18 protein-coding genes and 1 pseudogene are annotated in these 22,091 nt (G+C 40.0%); 18 read left to right on the top strand and 1 reads right to left on the bottom strand.

The features are described from left to right. Nucleotides 1–6 precede the first annotated feature (6 nt). Nucleotides 7–132: pseudogene (locus IGI38_RS13225) on the bottom strand (hypothetical protein); the annotation flags it as partial. Here IGI38_RS13225 and IGI38_RS13220 point away from each other — a divergent pair. The 18 genes from IGI38_RS13220 (at nucleotide 88) to IGI38_RS13135 (ending at nucleotide 21,979) form a co-directional block, all read left to right on the top strand. After that, nucleotides 88–450, top strand: coding sequence for a hypothetical protein (locus tag IGI38_RS13220; RefSeq protein WP_438731201.1), 363 nt, complete (start codon nucleotides 88–90; stop codon nucleotides 448–450). The pseudogene IGI38_RS13225 and the gene IGI38_RS13220 sit on opposite strands and share 45 nt — an antisense overlap. Before the next feature lie 312 nt (nucleotides 451–762). Beyond that, a complete protein-coding gene (gene cysK / locus IGI38_RS13215) occupies nucleotides 763–1,692 on the top strand; it encodes a cysteine synthase A (protein ID WP_438731198.1) in 930 nt (309 codons plus the stop codon). Nucleotides 1,693–1,829: 137 nt separating this feature from the next. After that, nucleotides 1,830–3,053: an MFS transporter gene (locus IGI38_RS13210; RefSeq protein ID WP_438731195.1), complete on the top strand. Its 1,224-nt coding sequence runs from the start codon at nucleotides 1,830–1,832 to the stop codon at nucleotides 3,051–3,053. A gap of 153 nt (nucleotides 3,054–3,206) precedes the next feature. Further along, the gene (locus IGI38_RS13205) at nucleotides 3,207–3,569 is read left to right on the top strand and encodes a MoaF-related domain-containing protein (protein WP_438731192.1); all 363 of its coding nucleotides are present in this window, start codon (nucleotides 3,207–3,209) and stop codon (nucleotides 3,567–3,569) included. Between the two features lie 423 nt (nucleotides 3,570–3,992). Next, nucleotides 3,993–4,769, top strand: coding sequence for a glutamate 5-kinase (gene proB / locus IGI38_RS13200; RefSeq protein ID WP_438731189.1), 777 nt, complete (start codon nucleotides 3,993–3,995; stop codon nucleotides 4,767–4,769). Between the two features lie 24 nt (nucleotides 4,770–4,793). Next, entirely contained in the window at nucleotides 4,794–8,030 is a 3,237-nt protein-coding gene (locus IGI38_RS13195; RefSeq protein ID WP_438731186.1) for a M14 family metallopeptidase, read from the top strand. Between the two features lie 100 nt (nucleotides 8,031–8,130). After that, nucleotides 8,131–8,811: a 5-oxoproline transporter, DUF969 family subunit gene (locus IGI38_RS13190; RefSeq protein WP_438731183.1), complete on the top strand. Its 681-nt coding sequence runs from the start codon at nucleotides 8,131–8,133 to the stop codon at nucleotides 8,809–8,811. 12 nt (nucleotides 8,812–8,823) lie between these two features. Further along, entirely contained in the window at nucleotides 8,824–9,768 is a 945-nt protein-coding gene (locus tag IGI38_RS13185) for a DUF979 domain-containing protein (RefSeq protein WP_438731180.1), read from the top strand. A 38-nt stretch (nucleotides 9,769–9,806) separates the two neighbouring features. Continuing rightward, on the top strand, nucleotides 9,807–10,451 hold the full coding sequence (gene pcp, locus IGI38_RS13180; protein ID WP_438731177.1) for a pyroglutamyl-peptidase I: 645 nt from the start codon (nucleotides 9,807–9,809) through the stop codon (nucleotides 10,449–10,451). 166 nt (nucleotides 10,452–10,617) lie between these two features. Further along, complete coding sequence (locus IGI38_RS13175) at nucleotides 10,618–12,015, top strand: DUF2142 domain-containing protein (protein ID WP_438731174.1); 1,398 nt, start codon at nucleotides 10,618–10,620, stop codon at nucleotides 12,013–12,015. Nucleotides 12,016–12,223: 208 nt separating this feature from the next. After that, nucleotides 12,224–14,653, top strand: a complete 2,430-nt coding sequence (locus IGI38_RS13170) for a GH39 family glycosyl hydrolase (protein WP_438731171.1) — start codon at nucleotides 12,224–12,226, stop codon at nucleotides 14,651–14,653. A gap of 160 nt (nucleotides 14,654–14,813) precedes the next feature. Beyond that, nucleotides 14,814–16,208, top strand: coding sequence for an MFS transporter (locus IGI38_RS13165; RefSeq protein ID WP_438731168.1), 1,395 nt, complete (start codon nucleotides 14,814–14,816; stop codon nucleotides 16,206–16,208). 191 nt (nucleotides 16,209–16,399) lie between these two features. Continuing rightward, a complete protein-coding gene (locus tag IGI38_RS13160) occupies nucleotides 16,400–17,494 on the top strand; it encodes a Gfo/Idh/MocA family protein (protein WP_438731165.1) in 1,095 nt (364 codons plus the stop codon). 74 nt (nucleotides 17,495–17,568) lie between these two features. Further along, complete coding sequence (locus IGI38_RS13155) at nucleotides 17,569–18,579, top strand: sugar phosphate isomerase/epimerase family protein (RefSeq protein ID WP_438731162.1); 1,011 nt, start codon at nucleotides 17,569–17,571, stop codon at nucleotides 18,577–18,579. Between the two features lie 13 nt (nucleotides 18,580–18,592). Further along, nucleotides 18,593–18,982, top strand: a complete 390-nt coding sequence (locus IGI38_RS13150) for a C-glycoside deglycosidase beta subunit domain-containing protein (protein WP_438731160.1) — start codon at nucleotides 18,593–18,595, stop codon at nucleotides 18,980–18,982. 54 nt (nucleotides 18,983–19,036) lie between these two features. Next, nucleotides 19,037–20,092: a Gfo/Idh/MocA family protein gene (locus tag IGI38_RS13145; protein WP_438731158.1), complete on the top strand. Its 1,056-nt coding sequence runs from the start codon at nucleotides 19,037–19,039 to the stop codon at nucleotides 20,090–20,092. Between the two features lie 15 nt (nucleotides 20,093–20,107). Next, on the top strand, nucleotides 20,108–21,019 hold the full coding sequence (locus tag IGI38_RS13140) for a sugar phosphate isomerase/epimerase family protein (RefSeq protein WP_438731155.1): 912 nt from the start codon (nucleotides 20,108–20,110) through the stop codon (nucleotides 21,017–21,019). A 24-nt stretch (nucleotides 21,020–21,043) separates the two neighbouring features. Next, nucleotides 21,044–21,979: an ROK family protein gene (locus tag IGI38_RS13135; protein ID WP_438731152.1), complete on the top strand. Its 936-nt coding sequence runs from the start codon at nucleotides 21,044–21,046 to the stop codon at nucleotides 21,977–21,979. The last annotated feature ends 112 nt before the right edge of the window (nucleotides 21,980–22,091 follow it).

Genomic DNA, 22,091 nt, shown 5'->3' with positions numbered 1-22,091 from the left:
GGTGATCTGCTTAAAACCAATAGTTGATGGTCGGGTCCCAAGGCAGGTCAACCACCAGTTTCCTTTAGTATCTTGAAACAAGTCAGCATGTCCGATATTTTGCAGAGGTTCGCTGGCACGGTTGCGATTAATAAAAATAGGGTTGATAGTATTCGAATCTTCAAAGGGCCCCCAAAGGCTATTCCATTTGAACTATCCATTTTGGCAAACCATCAGCAATTTCCAGTGGCAATCGCAATGAACACGTTGATTTCGTCACTAGCTGGATTTGCAGCGCCGATTCTACTTGCGGCAACAAAAATTTCCGTAGGAGCGAACTCTTACCTTGCAGGAATTGTGATCAGCGGATTGATGGCTGTAGTATTATTGATCACTCGCTTAGGAAACCGTGTCGAAAAAAAGTCTGATCAAGCAACGATCAGTCGAAGTGAAGGAGCACAGGAGGCGTAACGGAACGACACCTTTGCATAAAGAGTTAAGCTGGAAATGATAAATTAGTTATAAAGCCGAACGAGCATAAACTATCGAAATCGCTGGTAATATGCTCGTTCACTTTCATTTTGTAAAGTATTGAAGATAAATCACGGAGAATTTGAGGCATAGCTAAAATTAATGGATAGTCATAAAAAATCGCAATTAGCTCAAACAGGCAAGCAACAGGTATAGTTGATGTACCAGAAGATGAACAGGTTTCAAAGTATATAACAAATCTTTATCGGTAGAAGTCAGTCATGTAAAAATTAGTTAATAGGAGGAAGAAATATGGGAAAAAGTTATCCATCGATTTTATCGTTAATTGGAGAAACACCAATAGTTAAATTAAATAGACTTGTGCCTGAGGCAAGTGCTGAAGTCTATGTAAAGCTGGAATTTTTTAACCCTGGTGGTAGTGTCAAGGATCGGATTGCGTTAAAAATGATTGAAGCCGCTGAAAAGGATGGCAATTTGAAACCGGGAAATACAATTGTAGAACCGACTAGCGGCAATACGGGTGTTGGTTTGGCCATGGTAGGTGCGGCTAAAGGATATCCAGTGATTATTGTGATGCCGGACACGATGAGCATTGAACGAAGGAAACTGATTCAAGCATATGGAGCAACATTGATTTTGACTCCTGGAGCGGAAGGGATGAAAGGAGCCATCGCTAAAGCAGCCGAACTAGCTGAACAAGCTGGATTTTTTATGCCGCTGCAGTTCGATAATCCGGCAAACTCAGCAGCTCATCGTGAGACAACTGCTAAAGAGATTCAAGAAGTTTTTGGCGAAAAGGGGTTAGCCGCATTTGTTTCAGGGATCGGTACAGGCGGAACGATCACAGGTGCAGGGCAACAATTAACACGCGTGTATCCAGATTTGAAAATTTATGGGGTAGAACCAGAAGAGTCGCCAGTTTTAAAAGGTGGAACACATTCTCCACATAAAATTCAAGGTATCGGTGCTGGTTTTGTTCCAAAAGTATTAGACACTGCAATTTATGATGAAGTACTATCTGTTTCAAGTGATGTAGCATTGCAAACGGCTAGAGAAGTTGCGGCGAAAGAAGGAATTTTAGTCGGTATTTCTGCAGGGGCGGCAATCTATTCAGCTATTCAGGTAGCAAAAGAATTAAGCCCAGATAAAAAAGTTCTGGCGATCGTTCCAGATAATGGTGAACGTTATCTGTCTACTTCGCTTTATCAAATAGAAGAATAAGAAGCAATACAATAACTGACAGGTATCGTAATTCAAATGATACCTGTTTTTTTGAAGAAAAAAACAAACCCTACACTAAGCCACCGATCTGTATTTTTCTAGTAAGCTTTTGTGGTTACAGGAAAGTGAGGGCTATTATGGTGATGAAAGAAATGCAAAGCTATTCGCAGATGTGGCGACGAAACACTGTGTTATTCATCTTTAGTCAAGGAATCACGTTGTTTGGTTCGTCTATTGTTCAGATGGCGATCATCTGGCAAGTGGCATTGGAGACTTCATCTGGATTATGGATGACTGTCCTTACGTTGAGTTCTACAATTCCGCAAATGATCATTTCCATTTTTGGAGGGGTGTTAGCAGATCGCTATCCGAGAAAAAAGCTCATTTTATTTGCAGACATGGGAATTGCTATCGTAACTTTCTTTTTAGTGTTGGTGTTTCTATTCGGGAAAACAGCGGATATCCTTCCACTGCTGGTTTTGGTATCGGCGTTGCGATCGATAGGTTCAGGAATCCAAACACCAGCGGTTAGCGCAGTAATCCCACAGATCGTTCCAGAAGAACAGTTGATTCGCTATAACGGCATTAATGGCAGTATGATGGCTATTGTGCAATTTGCCTCTCCGGCAGTGGCGGGTGGGATTTTATCTGTTGGAAGCTTTCAATGGATACTACTGATTGATGTAGTAACGGCAATCATTGGAATCATCATTCTATGCTTAGTACCTATCGGAAACCCGCCTGCTATGGAAGAGGTCCCGGAAGAAACCTTTTTTGCGAATATGAAGGCGGGGATTATCTATGCGGTAGGAGAAAAAAAGATAAGATGGTTGTTACTCACGTACGGTGCATTTATCTTTTTAAGTGTTCCTTCCAGTTTTTTAACCGTACTGTTAATAGAGCGAAGCTTTGGCAACAACTATTTATTTCTAACTGTGAATGAGATGGCTGGGTTTGCAGGTATGGTGTTGGGCGGCATTCTCTTAGGGATTTGGGGTGGATTTAAGAATAGAATTAAAACACTGATTTCTGGGCTGTTTGGTTTTGGTATACTTTCTTTGTTGCTGGGGATTACGTCCAGCTTTTGGGTATTCTCGGTTTCGATGTTCATGATGTGCCTCTTCATTCCAATTGTTCAATCATCAACGACAACGATGTTACAAGAGCAGGTGCCGGATGAGAAACAAGGACGTATTTTTGGTCTTCTAGGAGTGATATACAATGGATTTATGCCGTTTGGTACAGCCGTTTTCGGTCCGCTAGCGGATGCTATAAAAATTCAATGGATGGTAATCATTTGCGGAGTGTTTATCCTGTGTCTAGGATTTCTGAGTTTTTTCAATGTGGGGAAGAAAGACTAAGAATACCGTTGAATTTAGGTTTAAAAAATATTTTTAAATAAAGCGCATACAAAATGCTCGTTTCTGCTCAAATTTTATAGATACACCGCTTCAAAAAATGTATGATAGGTATTGAGTGAGTGTTATACAATAAAAGGTAAAGCAGGTGCATATATGAAGAGTAATCCATTAGAAGGCAAAATAGCGAAAATCACGTTTGACTCTGGGCTGCAATTTCGAATTGATTTTATGGAAGACAACCAATTGCGTTGGACCTCAATTCGGGAAGAAGATGCAGGGGCTACAGATGTTGAAACAATCCATGTCGAGGAGTATCCAGGAGGAATTTTCTCTGTTGACTGGATTGAAGAATCCGGTCTTTGTGTGTCTTACACGATTGATACGCGACAAAATTTTGTAAAGAGCTTCATGACTTTTACGGATAATGCGTATCGTGGCGGAAGAAGACCATTCACTCATGAAGGCCCCTTCCATTTTATTCTTGAAAATGGGGAATTAGATTCTACACCATTATAATTTCTAAGACGAAAGCAGCACATTGCGGATGTGCTGCTTTTTTGCAGTAAAGGACCAAAAGTTAAATTAGGTTGCAAAAGTGAGTGTGGAATTGGATTGATAGTATTCGATATTTTTATGTGCTAGTTATTTATATTTATTACAACAGTTATAAAAATTTTTGTTTTCAAACTAGTGTTCCAAAAATAAATTAAATGAAATAACTGATATTCAAATAGTTTAACAATTTATCTTTTTTTTGAGTAATCAAATTTATCAATAACATAAAGCGTTTCCGATAGAAAGAGGGTTTTGATTAAAAAAATAAAATATTCCCATGCCTAGAATTTTATGATATCATTAACCAAAAATAATAAAAGTGCAATTGACAAATATAGTTTTATTAAGTTGTGTTGCCTGTTTTTTATAATTAAGGTGTAGTGAATGAGAGAAGAAATAAAAAAGGCAGATATTATTGTAATAAAAGTTGGGACAAGTTTACTAGTGTCACCTGAAACAGGTGTTATCGAACCAGCCATCACAAAATTAGCCAACGTGCTATCTCAACTGATTTCGGATGGGAAGAAACTCATTTTAGTTTCTTCTGGAGCTGTCGGTGCGGGAATTACTCAGTTAGGCGATGTTTCAAAATTCACAGCAGCGGCTATTGGTCAAGGCTTGTTGACCAGTTTGTATGAAACTGCTTTTAAGGAGCAGGACCAAAAAATTGGACAGCTTTTATTGAGTCGGGATGTGTTGGAACAACCTGAAAGTCAAAAAGTGTTTGCCCAGACGATCCATGAGCTTTTAGAGCATCAAATTTTGCCGATTATCAATGAAAACGATGCTGTGACACTTGATGAAGAATGTCATCGAGGAAAGTTTGAAGATAATGATGAGTTATCTCTGATGGTAGCGAAGGTTGTTCAGGCTGATTTACTAGTCATGTTAACGGATGTAAATGGCTTGTATTCAGAGAATCCTTTGGTTAATGAGGAAGCGACTATGATCCGACACTTAAGTGAAATCGATCAGCGTTTATTAGAGGAATCCGATCCTCATTTAGGAGAATTAAGCCGCGGGGGAATCAAGAGTAAATTGAAAACCGCGACAGGAGCTTTGACTGCGAATATTTCTATGGTTTTAGCAAATGGAAAAAGTCCCCATGTATTATTTGATATTTTGGCAGGTCGTGAAGTTGGAACCTTGTTTAAGAAATAAACATCAATAAAAGGAGGGAATAGGATGTTAAAAGTTCGTGAACAATTAACATACGCTGAGCAACGAGATGTTATTCAAGCGGCATTGATTTCTGGTTTTATGAGTGAGCACTCGACATTTCCAATCGCCAGTACTGAAGTGGGAAAGCCAATTCCATCGATGGAAGAATTATCAGCTAAGCTGATAAATGAGTGTTCCAGTATGACACCGCCAGAGGATTACCAAGCAGCGAGTGACTATTCTAAAGCGGTGCTTGACTTTGAGTGGCGCAAGGAAACGGCTTTGGAAAAACTATTTTCTATCGGCCATTTTTTGCAAGATCAGGATCATGATTTCTTACCTGACAAGTTAGCAGTCCAATTGATCATTCCAGAAAAGTGCAGCGGCTCAATAATGGTTGCAGCCAGTAATCTTGCTTTTCGATTAGGAATGGAGACTACCACAGTTACTGATTGGCTGCTTGCTGAGGAATACCAAGATGGACCAGCGATTCTGTTTCGAGAGGCAGCGAGCTGTCAAATATTACAGCAAGATAAACAGGTTATTATAGAAGGAACTGGAAAAGAGTTAGAGGAATTTTCATCTTTATTGTGTGAACAATTTCCAAAACTTTCTGATTTTGAAACGTGGACCAGCTATCTGCAAAAACTGATTGATAGTTTCTTAATGAAGAACTTAGATGGACAATTAGCTTATGTTGCGAGTAAATCATCAGAAGAAGTGACGGCGTATGTCTCGCCCGAGATTACGCAGCGTCAAAAAGAAATTGAAAAGGCCTTTCCAATGGCAACCTTTGTCAATCATCGCTCGATGGTTGAGAGTCGAAAAACAACATTTGATCTTACTTGGGAAGTGGACGAGATTCTGACGTTATTGTCTTCCGTCTATCCAAAAATCCAGGCAGGCGATCATGTCGAAATTCAAGGTGTTCTGAGTGAGGACGGACAAGTACGAGACGAGCTGAAACAGAAAATTCAAGCGGAATTGACAGCTCGTCAGGCAGCTGGCTCAGTCGAATTGATTTGTGCCCATAAGCAAGGCTACTCATGGATCAATGACATCATTATCCCTAAACTAAAAAGTCAGAAAATTGAAAATGTTACGATTGCTTTTAACCCCTTTTTACCTGAAGGAGTAACTGAATGGACAGAAGAATCTGGTGCTACACCAAGCTACAATAACGTTGATGGACGTGATCCAGAAAAATGGAATGATCTGCCAATTCGTTATTTGCAAGAGCTGTATCCGATTCAAGATAATTTAATGAAGGAGTTTAACTTATCTGCGGATCAAGTTGAAATTGTGAAGTATTCTGGTTCGGAAGAGTTGACCTATGAGGTCGTAGTGACTACTGATTCTGGAAAAGAATGCTGGACATATCAAGCGAGCTATTCTGAAAGACCGTATCTTACAGCATATCCGGGGATGGGAAAAGTTCATCCACCAACAGGCAGAATTCAAGTGAGTATCAATGGAGAAAGCTATTTGGATGAAGAATTCGCTACGGATGTTGAAAAAATTTGGACCGCTTATCAGGATAACGTGTTGCCGGAATGTCGCGCATGGATCGAGGAACGGGCTAATAATCAATTATCTGTAACAGATCAGCCGTTTTTCGCTCAGCTGCAATTAGAAATCGCTGCTAGTGAGCCGGATGAGCGTCTTGCAAGTCGAAATGATCTTTTATCAAGCTTAGATGCGTTGCATGAAGACCTTTATTTTGCCGGAACGGATTATTTTAAAAATTATGGACTAGAGATTTGCGGCGAGATGTTTGAGGAACCAGGGCTGATTTTGCCTAAGATTCGTAAGGAGATCGGCAAGCCTCGGTTTACTGCAACTATTTTTGAGCAAGCTGAGAAAGAAGCAGAAATTATTGTAGATGGTCAAGCTCTGTCTCATCCGATTGCTCGTGAGGAAGTAAGCTGTACGCTACAAGCAATTAGTTATAGCGATCAAAAACTTACTGCGACGATTCAGATTACTGGTGTGGCAGCAGAAGTGGTGGAAGCCTATACCAGATTATTGGAGTTAGGCTTGGTCGCTCAGAATTTTGATTTTGACAGATACGAGCAATTAATTTTTCAAGTTGATGAGCAACATTTTGTTGTTGAGAAACTTCCGGAGACAGCTAAGGTTGAGCAGGATCTGACGATTGAGCAAATTAATTTGTATCCAGATAAAGTGATTGGGTATGAAGAGTATTTGACAATTATTCAGCAGTTAAAACGAGTACCGCAACTCGCGGTTTACAAGATTGCGACTTCCTATTTGGGACGAGAAATATATGCAATCGAGTTACTGCCGAAAGTTGCTAAAACAGGGTATGTTTCAAGAACGAAGCGCTTAACAAATTATCCATCAGAAATAGTCAATGCACGTCATCATGCTAATGAAGTTTCGGGAACGAACGGTGCATTTCTGCTGCTGAAGGAACTTTTGACAGATCCGAAGTATCAAGATGTGGCTGAACGATTAAATTTAGTAATCGTACCTTTGGAAAATGTTGACGGAGCAGCGATCCATTATGAGCTGCAGAAGGAAACACCTGAGTGGAAATTACATGTTGCTCGTTTTAACGGTGTCGGGAAAGAATTCTACTATGAATACTTCAATTTAGAGACGCAGCATACTGAGGCACTAGGAATGACTCGTTTGTATGAACGGTTTGTTCCAGATGTGATGATTGATAATCACGGGGTTCCGACTCATGAGTGGGAGCAGCCGTTTTCCGGCTATACGTCACCATCCTACAAAGGATTCTGGTTGCCGCGTTCGTTATTGTATGGTTATTTCTGGGTACCAACCGATGAGGAATACCGTTCGAATATTGTGTTGAACAAAAAAATTGAAGACGCGATTGCGGATGCTATTGGGTCTGTTCCGGAAATGAAACGTTGGAATGAAGAGTGGGCCGAGCAATTTGAGACCTATGCTCATAAATGGATGCCAAAGCTGTTTCCGGCGGAGTATTATAAAGAAATGATCAATTACTGGATCGGTTTTGCGGCAGATCCGCAACATCGCTATCCATCGATTCGCTTCCCATGGTTGACTTCAGTAGCCTATACGAGTGAAGTTGCCGATGAGACGGCCCAGGGCGCTTACTTAACGTTATGTGCGCAGGCTCATGTTGTTCATGATTTGGCGACGATTGATTTACTGTTAGAGGCGACAGCTTTCTACCAGACTTCTGCTGTTTGCACGGCAGAGGAAATGAATATTGGTTATACTCGGATTCGTCCGATTATTGCATCATGATAAGGATACCAGTTCACTTAAACAGTTGTTTTATCAGTGGAATAGTATACGGCGTGATAGAAATAAACACTTTATTAGGAACAAGGAGGAATAATAGTTTATGGAACTAGTTAAATTAATTGGTATTTTGATTGTTATTATTGGTTTTGCACTGAAATTGGATTCTATTCTAATCATTTTAGTAGCAGCAGTGGTGACAGCGATCACAGGTGGTTTAGGCGTCGAAGGGTTGTTAACGACTCTTGGAACAAGTTTTGTTTCCAATCGTTCGATGGCGATTTTCATTTTGATCATGTTGGTTACGGGTACTTTGGAACGAAATGGTTTGAAGGAATCTGCGGCAAAATTAATTGGAAAAATAAAGAATGCTTCCGCTGGTGCGGTTATCGGGGCATACGGAGTGATGCGTTCGATTTTTGCGGCGTTCAATATTAGTTTTGGAGGCGTTGCAGGTTTTGTTCGCCCGATTATCATGCCAATGGTGATTGGTTCGATTGAAGCGAAAGGCAAGGAGCCAGAAGAAGATTATGTTGAAGAGTTAAAAGGTATGTCTTCAGGTATGGAAAACATTGCGTGGTTCTTCTTCCAAGTATTATTTGTTGGGGGTCCCGGAGCGTTATTAGTTCAAGCAACATTAAAAGATTTAGGCTATGAAACAAGTTTGCTTGATTTAGCGAAGGTTGAGATTCCGGTAGCGTTATTCGCTGTTATCGTGGCGATCGTTTACTATTTCTTAAAAGACCGTAAACTATACAAAAAATACTATGGAAATAATAAATAGGGAGGAAAGCACATGTCATTTTTTCTAAGTCAAGATGTACTATTATCTGAAAAACTACTTGAAATTATTTATATTATTATGGGTGCTGTTGCTGTCTATACTGGGATCAAAAATGCTCGCGATAAAGACAACGCAACACCAATCGGAACAGCGATCTTCTGGTGTGCATTAGGAGTCGTAATGATGTTTGGCCGCTGGATTCCTCCAATGGCTAATGGTGTGATCGTTATTATTATGACATTGCCGCCGATCTTCAAAAAGGTCAGCAAAGGGAAAGAAAGTGCACCGACGGAAGCTGTTACGAAGAAAATGGCGGATAAAATCGGTATGAAAATTTTTATTCCTGCGTTATCAATGGGGATTTTCGCGATTATCTTTGCGGTATTTACTCAATTAGGCGCTTTGGTTGGTGTAGGTGTCGGAGTATTAGTAGCCATTGTTGTATTGATGGTATACTCTCATTCAAACAAACCAAAAGTGTTCTTGGATGATGCTGAGCGTATGTTGTCAACAGTTGGACCATTAAGTATGCTGCCAATGCTGTTAGCTAGCTTGGGCGCGATCTTTACAGCTGCTGGTGTTGGAGAAGTCATCTCTGATCTTGTGGCGAAGGTGATTCCAAAAGGAAATGTAAACCTAGGGATTATTGTTTTTGCGATCGGCATGATGCTGTTCACAATGATCATGGGGAATGCTTTTGCGGCGATTACCGTAATGACTGTCGGAATTGGCGCACCGTTTGTATTAGCATATGGTGCTGATCCTGTTTTGATTGGGATGGTCGCATTGACTTGCGGATATTGCGGAACACTATGTACACCAATGGCGGCGAATTTCAACATTGTACCAGTTGCCATGTTAGAAATGAAGGACCGTTTCGGCGTAATCAAAAATCAAGCGGTACTAGCTGTCATCTTTTTAGTTTTCCAAATCTGTTACATGATTTTATTTAAATAAAAGAGTACACTGAAACTAGTAAAGGAATGGTGACGATTATGAAAGTATTAATTACCGGGTTTGATCCCTTTGGCGGGGCTGCAATCAATCCTGCCTATGAAGCAGTAAAATTATTGCCTGATACGATCGAAGGGGCAGAAATTCATAAATTAGAAATTCCAACTGTTTTTAAAAAAGACGGAGAAGTTCTAGCAAAAGCAATTGATGAACAAAATCCAGATATCGTCATTTGTGTTGGACAAGCAGGCGGACGCTCAGACATCTCGATTGAAAAAGTAGCGATCAATCTGATGGAAGCTCGTATTCCTGATAACGAAGAACAACAACCATTGAATCAAGTAATTCATGAAGATGGTGAAACTGCCTATTTTGCAACAATCCCAGTCAAAGCAATGGTCAGCAATGTAAAAGAAGCAGGGATTCCATCAAGTGTTTCTTACACCGCTGGAACCTTTGTCTGCAATGATATTATGTATCGCCTGTTGTACTTAGCTGATAAAGAAGGCAAGAACATCAAAGGCGGATTCATCCATGTTCCTTACTTACCGGAACAAGTAGTAGATCTGCCAGTCGGCACACCAAGTTTGCCTGTTGAAACGATCGCTAAAGGTCTGGAAGCGGCAGTAGCGGCGGCTGTAACTACAGATGAAGATCAAAATGTCGCAATGGGAACAATCATGTAATCTCAAAATAGAAAGATCGAACATCGTTAATGATGCTCGGTCTTTTTTTCCTTGATGAATACTAAAGAAAATTAAGTCTTTTGTTGTGATTACTTGAAAGGTATAATTAGAAGGGTATGTTGAATGGAGTGATACTATCGTTAAATTAACGGATGGGGGATTGGGTATGATAACTTCAATAAAAAAAATTACATTTCCAAACCGACTCTTTCTGCTGCTGGCAGTAATTTTTGGAATTGTGATGGTCAATATTATCCCGCCAGTCCAAGCACCGGATGAAATCGGCCATTTTATCAAGGCATATTCTTTTTCTGAGTTTAAGGTCAAACCTCAAGCCAATAAGAAAAAATTTACAGAAAAAGAGAGCACTTGGGGCAATTTTGGGTTTGACGTTCCTTATGAAATAAAGAGTATAAATTCCTACGCGATAGATAAAAACGGAAAAAACGCGAAATATCCATATCAGTATCAAGCCGATCAGAAGAAAATCAAGAATGGTGAAACAGCCTTTATAGGAACTGGCGGAATCACCAATTACTTTTTCGTGAATTATATTCCGCAAATTATTGGTATCAAGGTTGGAAAGATATTGAATAAACCGATCATTTGGCAATATTATGCGGCAAGGTACTTAAATTTGATTTTTTACATCTTGATCGTATTTGCAGCGATTAAGCGATTTCCATTTTCGAAATTAGGCGCGACGGTTCTTGCACTGAACCCGATGGCACTTTTTTTAGCATCCTCGACTTCTGGCGATGCGATGATTATTGCGCTGAGCTTCTTTTTCATCTCGTGGGTTTCGGAGTTGATTGGTAAAGAGACGATCACTGATTTAAAATTGGCGATCAGTGCACTATTAATGGTGATCTTAGTGTTGTTAAAGCCCACCTTGATCGTGTTAGGAATGCTGTTTTTCTTGATTCCTAATAAAACACTCAGCCTCAAGCGAAAAGCTATTTGGGGGATCAGTATTTTTGCGGCTTGTATTCTATGTTATGTACTGTGGAATAAATTGATGGTCGATCAGCAGCTGCTTTACAGTGATTTTGCCAATCCAAGCAAACAAGTGGCGACGTTTTTAAAAGACCCAATGATCTTTTTCAATAATTTCCGAGAAAATTATTTATTTGGATCAAAGGGCGACTATATTGTTTATTCTTTTGTTGGGACCTTTGGGTTATTGGATGCACCGATGGGCTTTCACTGGGTCATTTTGTATTTCATGACTTTGGTAGGTGCTAGTTTTGTTCAAGAAAAGGATCATCAAGGGCTCATTTTCTATCAACGAGTAGTTGTGGTAGTAATGATGTTCCTTTACACGGTGTTGACGTTCTTTGCCTTGTATCAAATTTGGAATAAGGTGGGACGGACTGCATCAATCGAAGGGCTGCAAGGGCGTTACTTTATCCCGGCTAGCCTGTTGATTGTACCGTTATTTTCTAGTAGAGAAAAGATCCTCAATATTAAGAACAACAAGATGAACATAGCCACTTCAATTTGTCTTGTACTGGTTCTCATTGCAGCGATAGTCACGTTGATAAACAGGTATCCAGTGGGCTAATGAGTGAATAGTCGATGCTATTTTTGCGACAGTATTTTAAGGGCACTTTCTTTTAGAAGAAGTGTCTTTTTATATTGGGAAAATCAAAAAAATAAAATTCCTTCTTCAATTTCATGTATTATTAAGAGAAGGCAGTTAAGTGGCACAAAAATGAAAACGCTACATAAAATAAAAATACAAATTCCTGTTAGAAAAGAGGCGAATGGCGATGCGTTTGATTGAGCCCTGGGAAAATATTGAGATTCGCATGTTAACCGAGAATTGCGTCATGCAGCATTTCGATACAAATATCCATTTGATATATGTATTGGCTGGGGAGGTGACGGTCGAAAAAGAGGAGACTGTTCTTTCTTTGCAAAAAAATGATTTTTACATTTTATCAAAATCACTAGTTCATACGATCTATACTGAAAAGGCGAGGACCTTTGAAATCGTTTTGAATTACTATTTTGAGGATCAGGAAGGGCAAGTTTTTGAAGGAAATTCTGTAACGGATGGTAAAAGCTCAGACCATCAAGTCATTCAATCGATTGAAAAGCTGCTGAAATTATATATTTTGCAAGATAAACATTCTGTTTCCGAAATTTTTGAGGAGTATTTCCGTATAATTCATTTATTGGAAAAGGATTATTCAGAGCTTTCTAGTTTAGATGAAGATCGAAATATGAAGCAAAAAGTTTACGAGCTGAAATTTTTTATTGATAATAATTTCGACAAGGATATTCGCTTGACTGATATCGCCAATAAGCTCTATGTTTCTGACCAATATTTGTCGCGAAGTTTCTCTAATGAAATTGGAATGCCGATGAATGAATATTTGATCCGCAAACGACTAGAAAAAGTTCGAAAGGATTTATTAGAGACAGAGAAGTCAATCACGAATATTGCTTTTTCAGCCGGTTTCTCCAATATTAATTCTTTTAATCGTCTATTCAAAAAATATCAGGGAGTGACTCCTAGTGATTTTCGTAAGGAGATAAAGCACAAGGTCAAGATTGCCCCGAAGCAGCACAGTTTAGCGGAAGAGGATATCCAAAAGTTAGAAGTGTATTTCAAGGAAAAGGACGCGAAGATCGATGATGAGACGATTCAAGTATCCATGCAGGAGAATTTTTCGCAAAATTTCCAGAAAAATATGATCAATTTAGGGTATGCAGGGGATCTGACTCATGCATCATTTGCGGAACAGATTTATTACTTGCAGCAAAATAATCCGTTTGTATATGGACGGATTTGGGGGTTGTTAAGCGAGAAAATTTTGGAGCAGGTTGGTGAAACCTATGACTTTTCAACGGTGGATGAAATCCTGCAGATTATGATTAAATCAGGAATCAAGCCCTTTTTAGAGCTGGGGTTCAAAGGAAAGCTGATCCATGAATCTCATACTCGAATCATCAAAGGGCAGCTGTATGCTCGGAAATCTTACGAACTGTCGGATCTGATTCAGCGGTTTCAAGTTTTCTTTCATCATTGTGTGGATAAGTTTGGTATTGAGGAGGTATCCACCTGGATCATTGAGATATGGAAGCCGAATCCTTTAGTTTTAAAAACGATCGGCTGTGAAGATCTGACGCGAATCGATGAAGAAGGGTTCCAGTTAAATCTGGCGCAAGAGAAGACCTACATTTATGTTTTTTCTTTGATCAAAGAAGCAGTTCGTCAGATCGTTCCGACAATTCAAATCGGTGGATGCGGCTTGAGTTTGGACATAGAAACGCGTGATCTAAGTTCCTTTTTAGCGCGCTGGATTAAGGGGAAAGGAGCACCGGATTTTCTCAGTTTATCGATTTACCCGATGGATGCGGTAAAGCAGCAGATCCATCAGAGTAAAGATCATCATGAACCTATTTCTCCGGATTCTAATTATATGCTGCATCGGATGAAGCAGTTTAAGGACTTATTGAAAGAGATCAATTATCAAGGAAAAACCTATATCACAGAATTTAATGTATCGATCTTGAGTAGGGATATTATTAATGACACGGCTTTTAAAGGAAGCTACATTTTAAAAAATGTCTTGGCCGTGATGCCTTATTGCGACCTAATCGGGTATTGGCAGTTCACTGATTTATCCGTGACGACTTTTGATACAGCCAATAAAGAAATTTTCGGCGGTTCGGGTTTGATTTCAAAAAGCGGCATACCTAAGATCGGTTATTATGCCTATCAATTTTTAAATAAACTGAGTGATCAAGTCGTTTATCAGTCTGAAGATTTATTGATTACGAAGGATGATCCCAATCGCATCCAGGTACTGTGCTTCTCATACAGTCATTTAAATTCAACTTATTATTATGACTTCAACAGTGTTTTTACTAGGAGAAATGCGGCGGCACTGTTTGCCTCGGCAAGTGTACAAGAAAAAAAGCTTTTGTTGAAGGACCTGAAAGAAGATGAAAGCTTGTACCGAATAAAGTATTACCGGATTGGCTCAAAAGCAGGAAATATCTTAGAGGAGCTCAATCACCTCAGCAGTTTGGATCGGTTAGATGATGAACTGGTTGCTTACTTAAAACATCGTTGCCAACCGCAAATTGAGGTGAAGGAAGCAAACTCGAGAAATCATCAGCTGATAATCGATCTAGCATTATTTCCGCAAGACATTCAATTGATTGACATTCAAAAAGTCTCTCGTTAACAAGATTGTGTTATACAATCTTGTTTTTTTGTGTCGAGGTAATTGATCATCCTATGAAAGTATCAACGAATGAATAAGAAACGCAGAGTATTCTTTTTGCCGAGAAGCTACAATATGTATTGTAAACGTTTGCAAAATCGACTTATTCTGGGAGGTACACATGGAAAAAGAAGTTTTTGATAATGAAATGAAGGTTGAAAAGAAAAAATTAACGAAATTTTCGATGATTGCGTATGGTTTAGGCGACTTGGCTAGTCAGTTCGTATGGACATTTGTCGGCACTTATTTAACGGTTTTTTATACGGATATTGTGGGTTTAGCACCGGTTGCGGTTTCTATGATCATGCTGGTTGCTCGCTTATGGGATGGGATCAATGATCCGATGATGGGGATGATCGCTGAACGTACGAGAAGTAAATTTGGACGCTTTCGTCCATACATCGCATTCGGCTCTCCATTTCTAGCGCTGTTCTCTGTTTTGACATTCACCGGGCCATTCGGCAATGGTACAGCGGGTATTATCTGGGCGGCAGTCATTTATATCATCGCAGGGATGATTTATACGTTAGTGAATATTCCTTATGGCGCGCTTGCGGCAGTTATGAGTGAGAATGCCAATGAGCGAAATCAGCTGAATGCTTGGCGTTCTGTGGGTATGAATGTTGGGATGATCATTGTTAATTCGCTATCTTCATTTATTATGCTGGCATTTTCTGATGGATCAAAAATTGCGACTGGACGCGGCTACTTTATGACAGCGTTGATCTATGCTGTGATCTCGATTCCTTTATTCTTTGCGGTGTTTGTGACATCTAGAGAAGTTGTTCAGCCGATGAAGAATGAAAAGAAAATACCATTTCGAACGACAATCAAAAATGTTGTTGGCAATAAATATTTGATGATCGTCTTTCTGATCATGATTTTGCAGATGACGGCTTTTATGGGAAGAATCGCTGTAACGACGTTCTATGTCATTTATTGTCTGGGTGCTTTTACGTTGATTGCCTTATTAATGACGATTCCATCAATTGGTGGAGCGGTCTGTTCATTGGCAATTGTCCCTTTGGTTAAGCGATTTGGAAAACGCAATGTCTTGATGGTCTCGCTCGTACTTCAAGGAATTGGGTTGCTGGTGGTTTATTTTGCAGATTTTGATAACTTGCCAATGATCATCGCGGGACACGTAATCTTTGGGCTTTTTAATATGGGCTTCCCAATCTCTCTTTCATTAGTTGCGGATTCAGTGGACTATCAAGAATTAAAATCTGGGGTTCGAACCGATGGAACAGCTTATGCAACTTATGGATTAGCGACAAAAATCGGAAATGCGCTCGGTGCGGCTGTGGGAATTATGCTGCTTCATTCTTTTGGCTATCAAGCGAATATGGAGCAAACGGTGGCGACAAAAAACGGGATCAATCTGGTAGTGAATTTGTTACCTGCGATTTTGTTTTTCTTAGCGGCAGCGGCTTGTCTATTATGGAATCTAAGTGATAAGGATACAGATGATATTCGGGAACAATTGGATCGAAAACGAGAACGGACAAGTGAGTAAGCATAATTGTGTGATATAAATTTGTGCGTGAAAGTATTTTTAATAACAACACGCAAAAATGTTTGATCTTTTATTGCAGGATTTAAAGAGTAAAGCCTCACGATCTACCATAAACTAATAAATATAAGCGATATCTAATTAGCTGGGTTGATACTGCAAAGAACAACGCAGCTAAATGAGGAGGAAGAAAAGTGAAGAAATTAAGATTTGGAATTATTGGATGTGGCGGGATCGCCAATCAAAAGCATTTGCCAGCTTTGGCAAAATTGGCTGAACAAGTAGAAATAGTCGCTTTTTGTGACACGATCATTGAACGAGCAGAAGCAGCAGCAACAGAATTTGGCGCTTCTGATGCTCTAGTGACTGACGATTATAAAGAAGTGGTGATGAAGAGCGACATCGATGTGATTCATGTGCTGACACCAAATATCTCACATTCATTTATTACGGTCGACGCATTAGAAAGCGGGAAACATGTTATGTGCGAAAAACCGATGGCGATTAATTATGAAGAAGCGAAAAAAATGTTGGATGCCGCAAAACGTACAGGAAAAAAATTGACGATTGGCTATCAAAATCGCTTTCGGGCGGATTCATTGGCAACTTATGATGCCTGCAACAATGGTGAGCTTGGTGATATTTACTTTGCCAAAGCCCACGCGGTTCGCAGAAAAGGTGTACCAACATGGGGTGTTTTCCCAGATAAAGAAAAACAAGGCGGCGGTCCTTTGATCGATATTGGGACTCATGCGTTGGACCTGACACTTTGGTATATGGATAATTACAAACCGAAAATGGTCTTAGGATCGACTTATCAAAAATTGAAAGATAATCCAATGGCCAACATGTTTGGTCCGTGGGAGCCAGATTCTTTTGAAACGGAGGATTCAGCTTTTGGATTAATCAAAATGGAAAATGGTGCGACGATCTTTTTGGAAGCTGCTTGGGCATTAAATATGATCAATCCGAAAGAAGCCCAAGTGACCTTGTGCGGAACAGAAGGCGGTGCAGAAATGTTCGGTAAAGCCTTTTTAGATCAAGGCTATGTTGTTTTCAATCAGGCAGCCCATAATCAATTAGAGCAAACAGAACCATCTGATGCTGGCGGTGTCTTTGGCTTCGAAGGGGCTAGTTTAGAACAAAAAGATGCCGAAGCAAAGCAATGGGTCGAAGCGATCTTAAATGATACAGAACCTTTGGTAAAACCTGAACAGGCAATCGTAGTGACACAAATTTTAGAAGCCATTTACAAATCTGCTGAAACAGGAAAAGTTGTCGAGCTGTAAGCTCAGGCGAAGGACGAGCCCGGCAAACGGGGGTACTTGTCCAGCGCACAAGTAGAAATCTAGGAGGAAAACAAATGTCTAGAATCAAAACAGCGGTAAGTTTATATAGTTTACAGGATGAATACTTAAATCATCGCATGGATTTGACTGATTTAATGCACTTTTTGAAAGAACACGAGGTAGAGGGCGTAGAGATTTTACCGGATCAAATGATCAAGAATGCTCCGTATCCTTCAGAAAAAGACATTGCTCATTGGCACGAACTTTTATCAGAAACAGGAATTAAGCCGGTGATTGCTGATGTGTTTCTAAATACAAATCTATACAAAAACCGCAGTTTGACAAAACGTGAATGTATTGATCTATTGATTGAGGAAATCAAGCAAGCGAATCGCTTGGGAATCAAGCTGATTCGTTTGGTATCCATGGTTCCTTATTGGGTTTGCGAACCATTATTGCCTTATTGTGAGAAGTATGATGTGACGATCGCGTTGGAAATTCATGCGGGGATGGCTTTTGATGAACCGGAGACCCTTCATTTTATTGAAGAAATGAAACGTTTGGATTCTCCATATGTTGGTTTAGTGATCGATACAGGAATTTTCTGCCAAAAATTCCCACGCGTAGTAATGAACTATGAAGTCAATAATGGTGCAAGTCCAGAAATGTTTGCCTATTTGGATGGCTTGTTTGCCAAAGGAACGGATCTTCATCGGACTGTTCAAGAAAATAATGGTGAATATCCGGAAGACTTCAAAAAAGTTATTAAAACCAAAGAAGACCAAATGTTTGCACCACTTTGTGACGGCTATGAGAATTATCCCTTCACAGTAATGGATGACTATATGCCTTATATCAAGCATTTCCACATTAAAATGTTTGAAATGACGCCTGAAGGACCAGAATATTCAATGGATTACAAAGGACTCTTGGACTACTTGCATGAGAAGGGCTACGACGGGTATGTAGCGACAGAATACGAGGGTAATCGCTTCACTCTTCCAGGTAAACCAATGCAGGAAAAAAAACAAGTGGCGGCTAACCAAAAATATCTGCAGACTTGTTTAAAAGAGATTCAGGGATAGGGGGAAGAAACGAATGTTTGATAATAATGTATTCAAAAAGGACAGCTGTAAAAATATTGAAGAAAATGGCAAAGTAGTTGGCTACGAATTACAAACCTTAATTACTTATTACCGGGGTGTGCCGCTTTCGATGGTGGAATTTATCAAAGTGGCGGTGGATGGCAGCGAAGAACCGACCGATACGATTCAGCTTTCGATTGATCAAGAGGACTGGTTCACTTTAGCAGAAGCGGCGACCGTAACTACCTACAAATGGGAATACGGTGAGCCATTATATATTCGTGTAATGAAAAAAGATGGACTGCTTAAAGGAGAGCATCGAGTGCAATTAACAGTAGCCACAAGAACTGCCTATATCCCGGTGCCATTAGTAGGAGTTAAAGAACGAGCGGTAGTGATTTAAGGGAGAGAAATAACTCTTCTTCTTTTTGACAGAATATGTAAAGGAGAAATAACCATGATAAATTTTGGAATTATCGGCTACGGCTTTATGGGGCAGACCCATGCAGAAACGATAAAAAAATTAGATTACGCGGAGCTAATAGCGGTATGCGACATCAATATAGAGCAACTAAAAGAGGTAAGTAATGCTGTAAAAAGTTTTCTGAAAGCAGATCAGTTATTAGCTGAGCCGGATATTGATACGGTGATTATTGCTGTACCGAACCACTTGCATCTGGAAATGGTGAAAAAAGCAGTCGCTGCTAAAAAAGATATTATCTTGGAAAAACCAGCCGCGATGAATGCGGAAGAGTTTCAAGAAATGATGAATTTGACAAAGGATGCGGGTGTACGATTTACCATTCACCATCAACGTCGTTGGGATAAGGATTATCGTTTGATTAAGGAAGTCGTGGATAGTCAGACATTAGGCGATATTTATACCATCAAAAATTGTCTATACGGCTTTAATGGAAACATGCACGATTGGCATGTCTATCCTGAATTTGGCGGCGGGATGCTTTATGATTGGGGCGTTCATTTGTTAGATCAAATGCTTTGGATGATTCCAGGTAAACTAAAAACGGTTTATGCGGATGTCCGAAATGTAATCAATCAAAACGTTGATGATTACTTCAATATTCAACTATATTTTGATAGTGGAATTACAGGACAGGTAGAATTAGGGACGTATTTCTTAAAAGATGAAGCGTCTTGGTTTGAGCGTCATTGGTTTGTTGGCGGAAATAAAGGCAGTGCGTATGTTGATGGCTTCAATCCGCAAGGGGAAATCGCTCGCACCAGTGAATTATTGACCAATGTTCCGGGGAAAATCACTATGACCGCAGCAGGTCCGACGCGTTCCTTTGGTCCGCCACCTGAAGGACGTTTAGTGACAGAAGAATTGCCTGAAGTGTCTGTAAATCATCAAATGTTCTTTGATCACTATCATAAATGTGTCGAAGGAGAGGAAGAGTTAGTTGTCAAACCAACAGAAATTCTGCGCTTAATGAAGCTGGTGGATGCGATCAGAGTGTCTGCCAAAGAACATCGCTCAGTTGATTTTGAATAGAAAGAAGGGAAAAAGATGCAATTAGGACTAGTTTCAGCAATTTTAGATCAAAGTGATTTTTATGAAATGATTGATATTGTCGCTGAAAATGGCTTGGAATGTGTGGAGGTTGCTTGCTGGCCGGCAGGAAAAGCGGAGCGTCGTTATGCGGGAGTTGCACACATTGATACAGAAAATTTAACTAAAGATCAGGCTGAAAAATACAAGACCTATGCTGCCGGGAAAAAGGTGGCCATCTCAGCCTTGGCCTATTATCCGAATCCATTAGATGAGGACCTGAACAAGCGCAAGCAAGTGATCGAGCATTTGTTTTCGGTAATTGATGCGGCAAAGTTAATGGAGATTAACTTGGTGACGACCTTTATTGGCCGGATGCCGACCAAAAGCATTTCCGAAAACTTAAATGAAGTAGAAAAGGTTTGGAAACCAATTGTCGCATATGCTGAAAAGCAGCAAGTAAAGATCGCGATTGAAAATTGTCCAATGCTCTTCACGGAAGATGAATGGCCTGGCGGGCAAAACTTAATGACTACGCCGACGTTGTTTCGAGCAATTTTTGATCGATTGTCTAGTGACTACATCGGGCTGAATTTCGATCCTTCTCATTTTGTTTGGCAGCAGATGGATTATCTAGCACCGCTCTATGAGTTTAGAGACAAACTATTCCACATCCATTATAAAGATATCAAGCTTTACTGGAATAAGCTGCAGGATGTCGGCGTCATGGCGACACCACTTGAATATATGTCTCCCAAATTACCAGGATTAGGTGATGTCGATTGGGGAAAATATGTTTCTGCTTTAACGGATATTGGCTATAATGGCTACACCTGTATCGAAGTTGAAGATCGCGCGTATGAATCTGATTATGAAGACGTTAAGCGTTCGATCAAGCAAAGCACGCATTATTTGCGGAACTTTGTTTAACAGGTGATGACAGTGAATAATCAAATGACTAAAATAATCGGGGTAGATATTGGCGGCACCTCCATAAAATTTGCATTGATAGATACCTCGAGAGGGATTGAAAGGAAATGGTTGATCCCGACGAATATTTCAGAAAAGGGCATCTATATCTCTGACGAAATCTGTTCTTCGATCTGTGAGACACTTGGGGAAAAAGGACTAACCAAAGTTGCAGGTATCGGAATCGGAGTTCCAGGCTCGATTTCTTCTGATGGAAAAACAGTTGTTCGTGCGGTTAACTTGGATTGGAAAGAAGTGCCATTAAAAAACATCATCGAGAATAAGTTGGGGATTGACGTTTGTTTATTAAATGATGCCAACGCGGCGGCTTTAGGTGAAATGTGGAAAGGTGCGGCCCAAGGAAAAAGAAATTTGTTGTTTGTTACTTTGGGAACGGGTGTTGGCGGAGGAATTGTTCTAAATGGCGAAGTCTTAAATGGTTGTCATTCCGCTGGCGGTGAGATTGGGCATATTCCTGTTCGTTCTGATGAAAATAGGCTGTGTGGCTGCGGAGGACGAAATTGCTTAGAAACGTTCGCGTCCGCAAACGGTCTATCTTTGAGCATGAGAAAGAAGTTGGAGGAAGTCAATGAGATGTGGTCAGAAATCACGCCGCCGATCATTTTTGAACAGGCCGCGAAAAAGGATGGGCTTGCGCTGCAAGTATTGGACGATTTTACTGAGCTATTGGGGCAAGCTTTAGCGGGCATCATGAACACGATTGATGTAGAGGAAATCATTGTAGGCGGAGGATTGTCTGAAGCAGGGTCCGATTTGTTAGCTCCTTTAACAGAAAAAATCGATTGCTATGTGTTTCCTCAAATCAAACACCAATTTTCAGTGAAAAAAGCCTTATTAGGGAATGAAGCGGGAATCTACGGAGCAGCTTACGCCTATTTATCGATGAAGCAGCTCAACTAATGTTTAGTTGTTAGATTCTTAAGATTAAGCAAGTGAATTCCGTTAAAACCTTTGAAATAGAAAGTAAAAACGCTCTAGACTTTAAAAAATAAGGCTAGAGCGTTTTTGTGCT

Source organism: Enterococcus sp. AZ128 (genome assembly GCF_051714485.1).
Classification (GTDB): Bacteria; Bacillota; Bacilli; order Lactobacillales; family Enterococcaceae; genus Enterococcus_A.
Note: the sequence above shows the minus strand (reverse complement) of the source record. Positions and strands in the feature narration are given on the sequence as shown.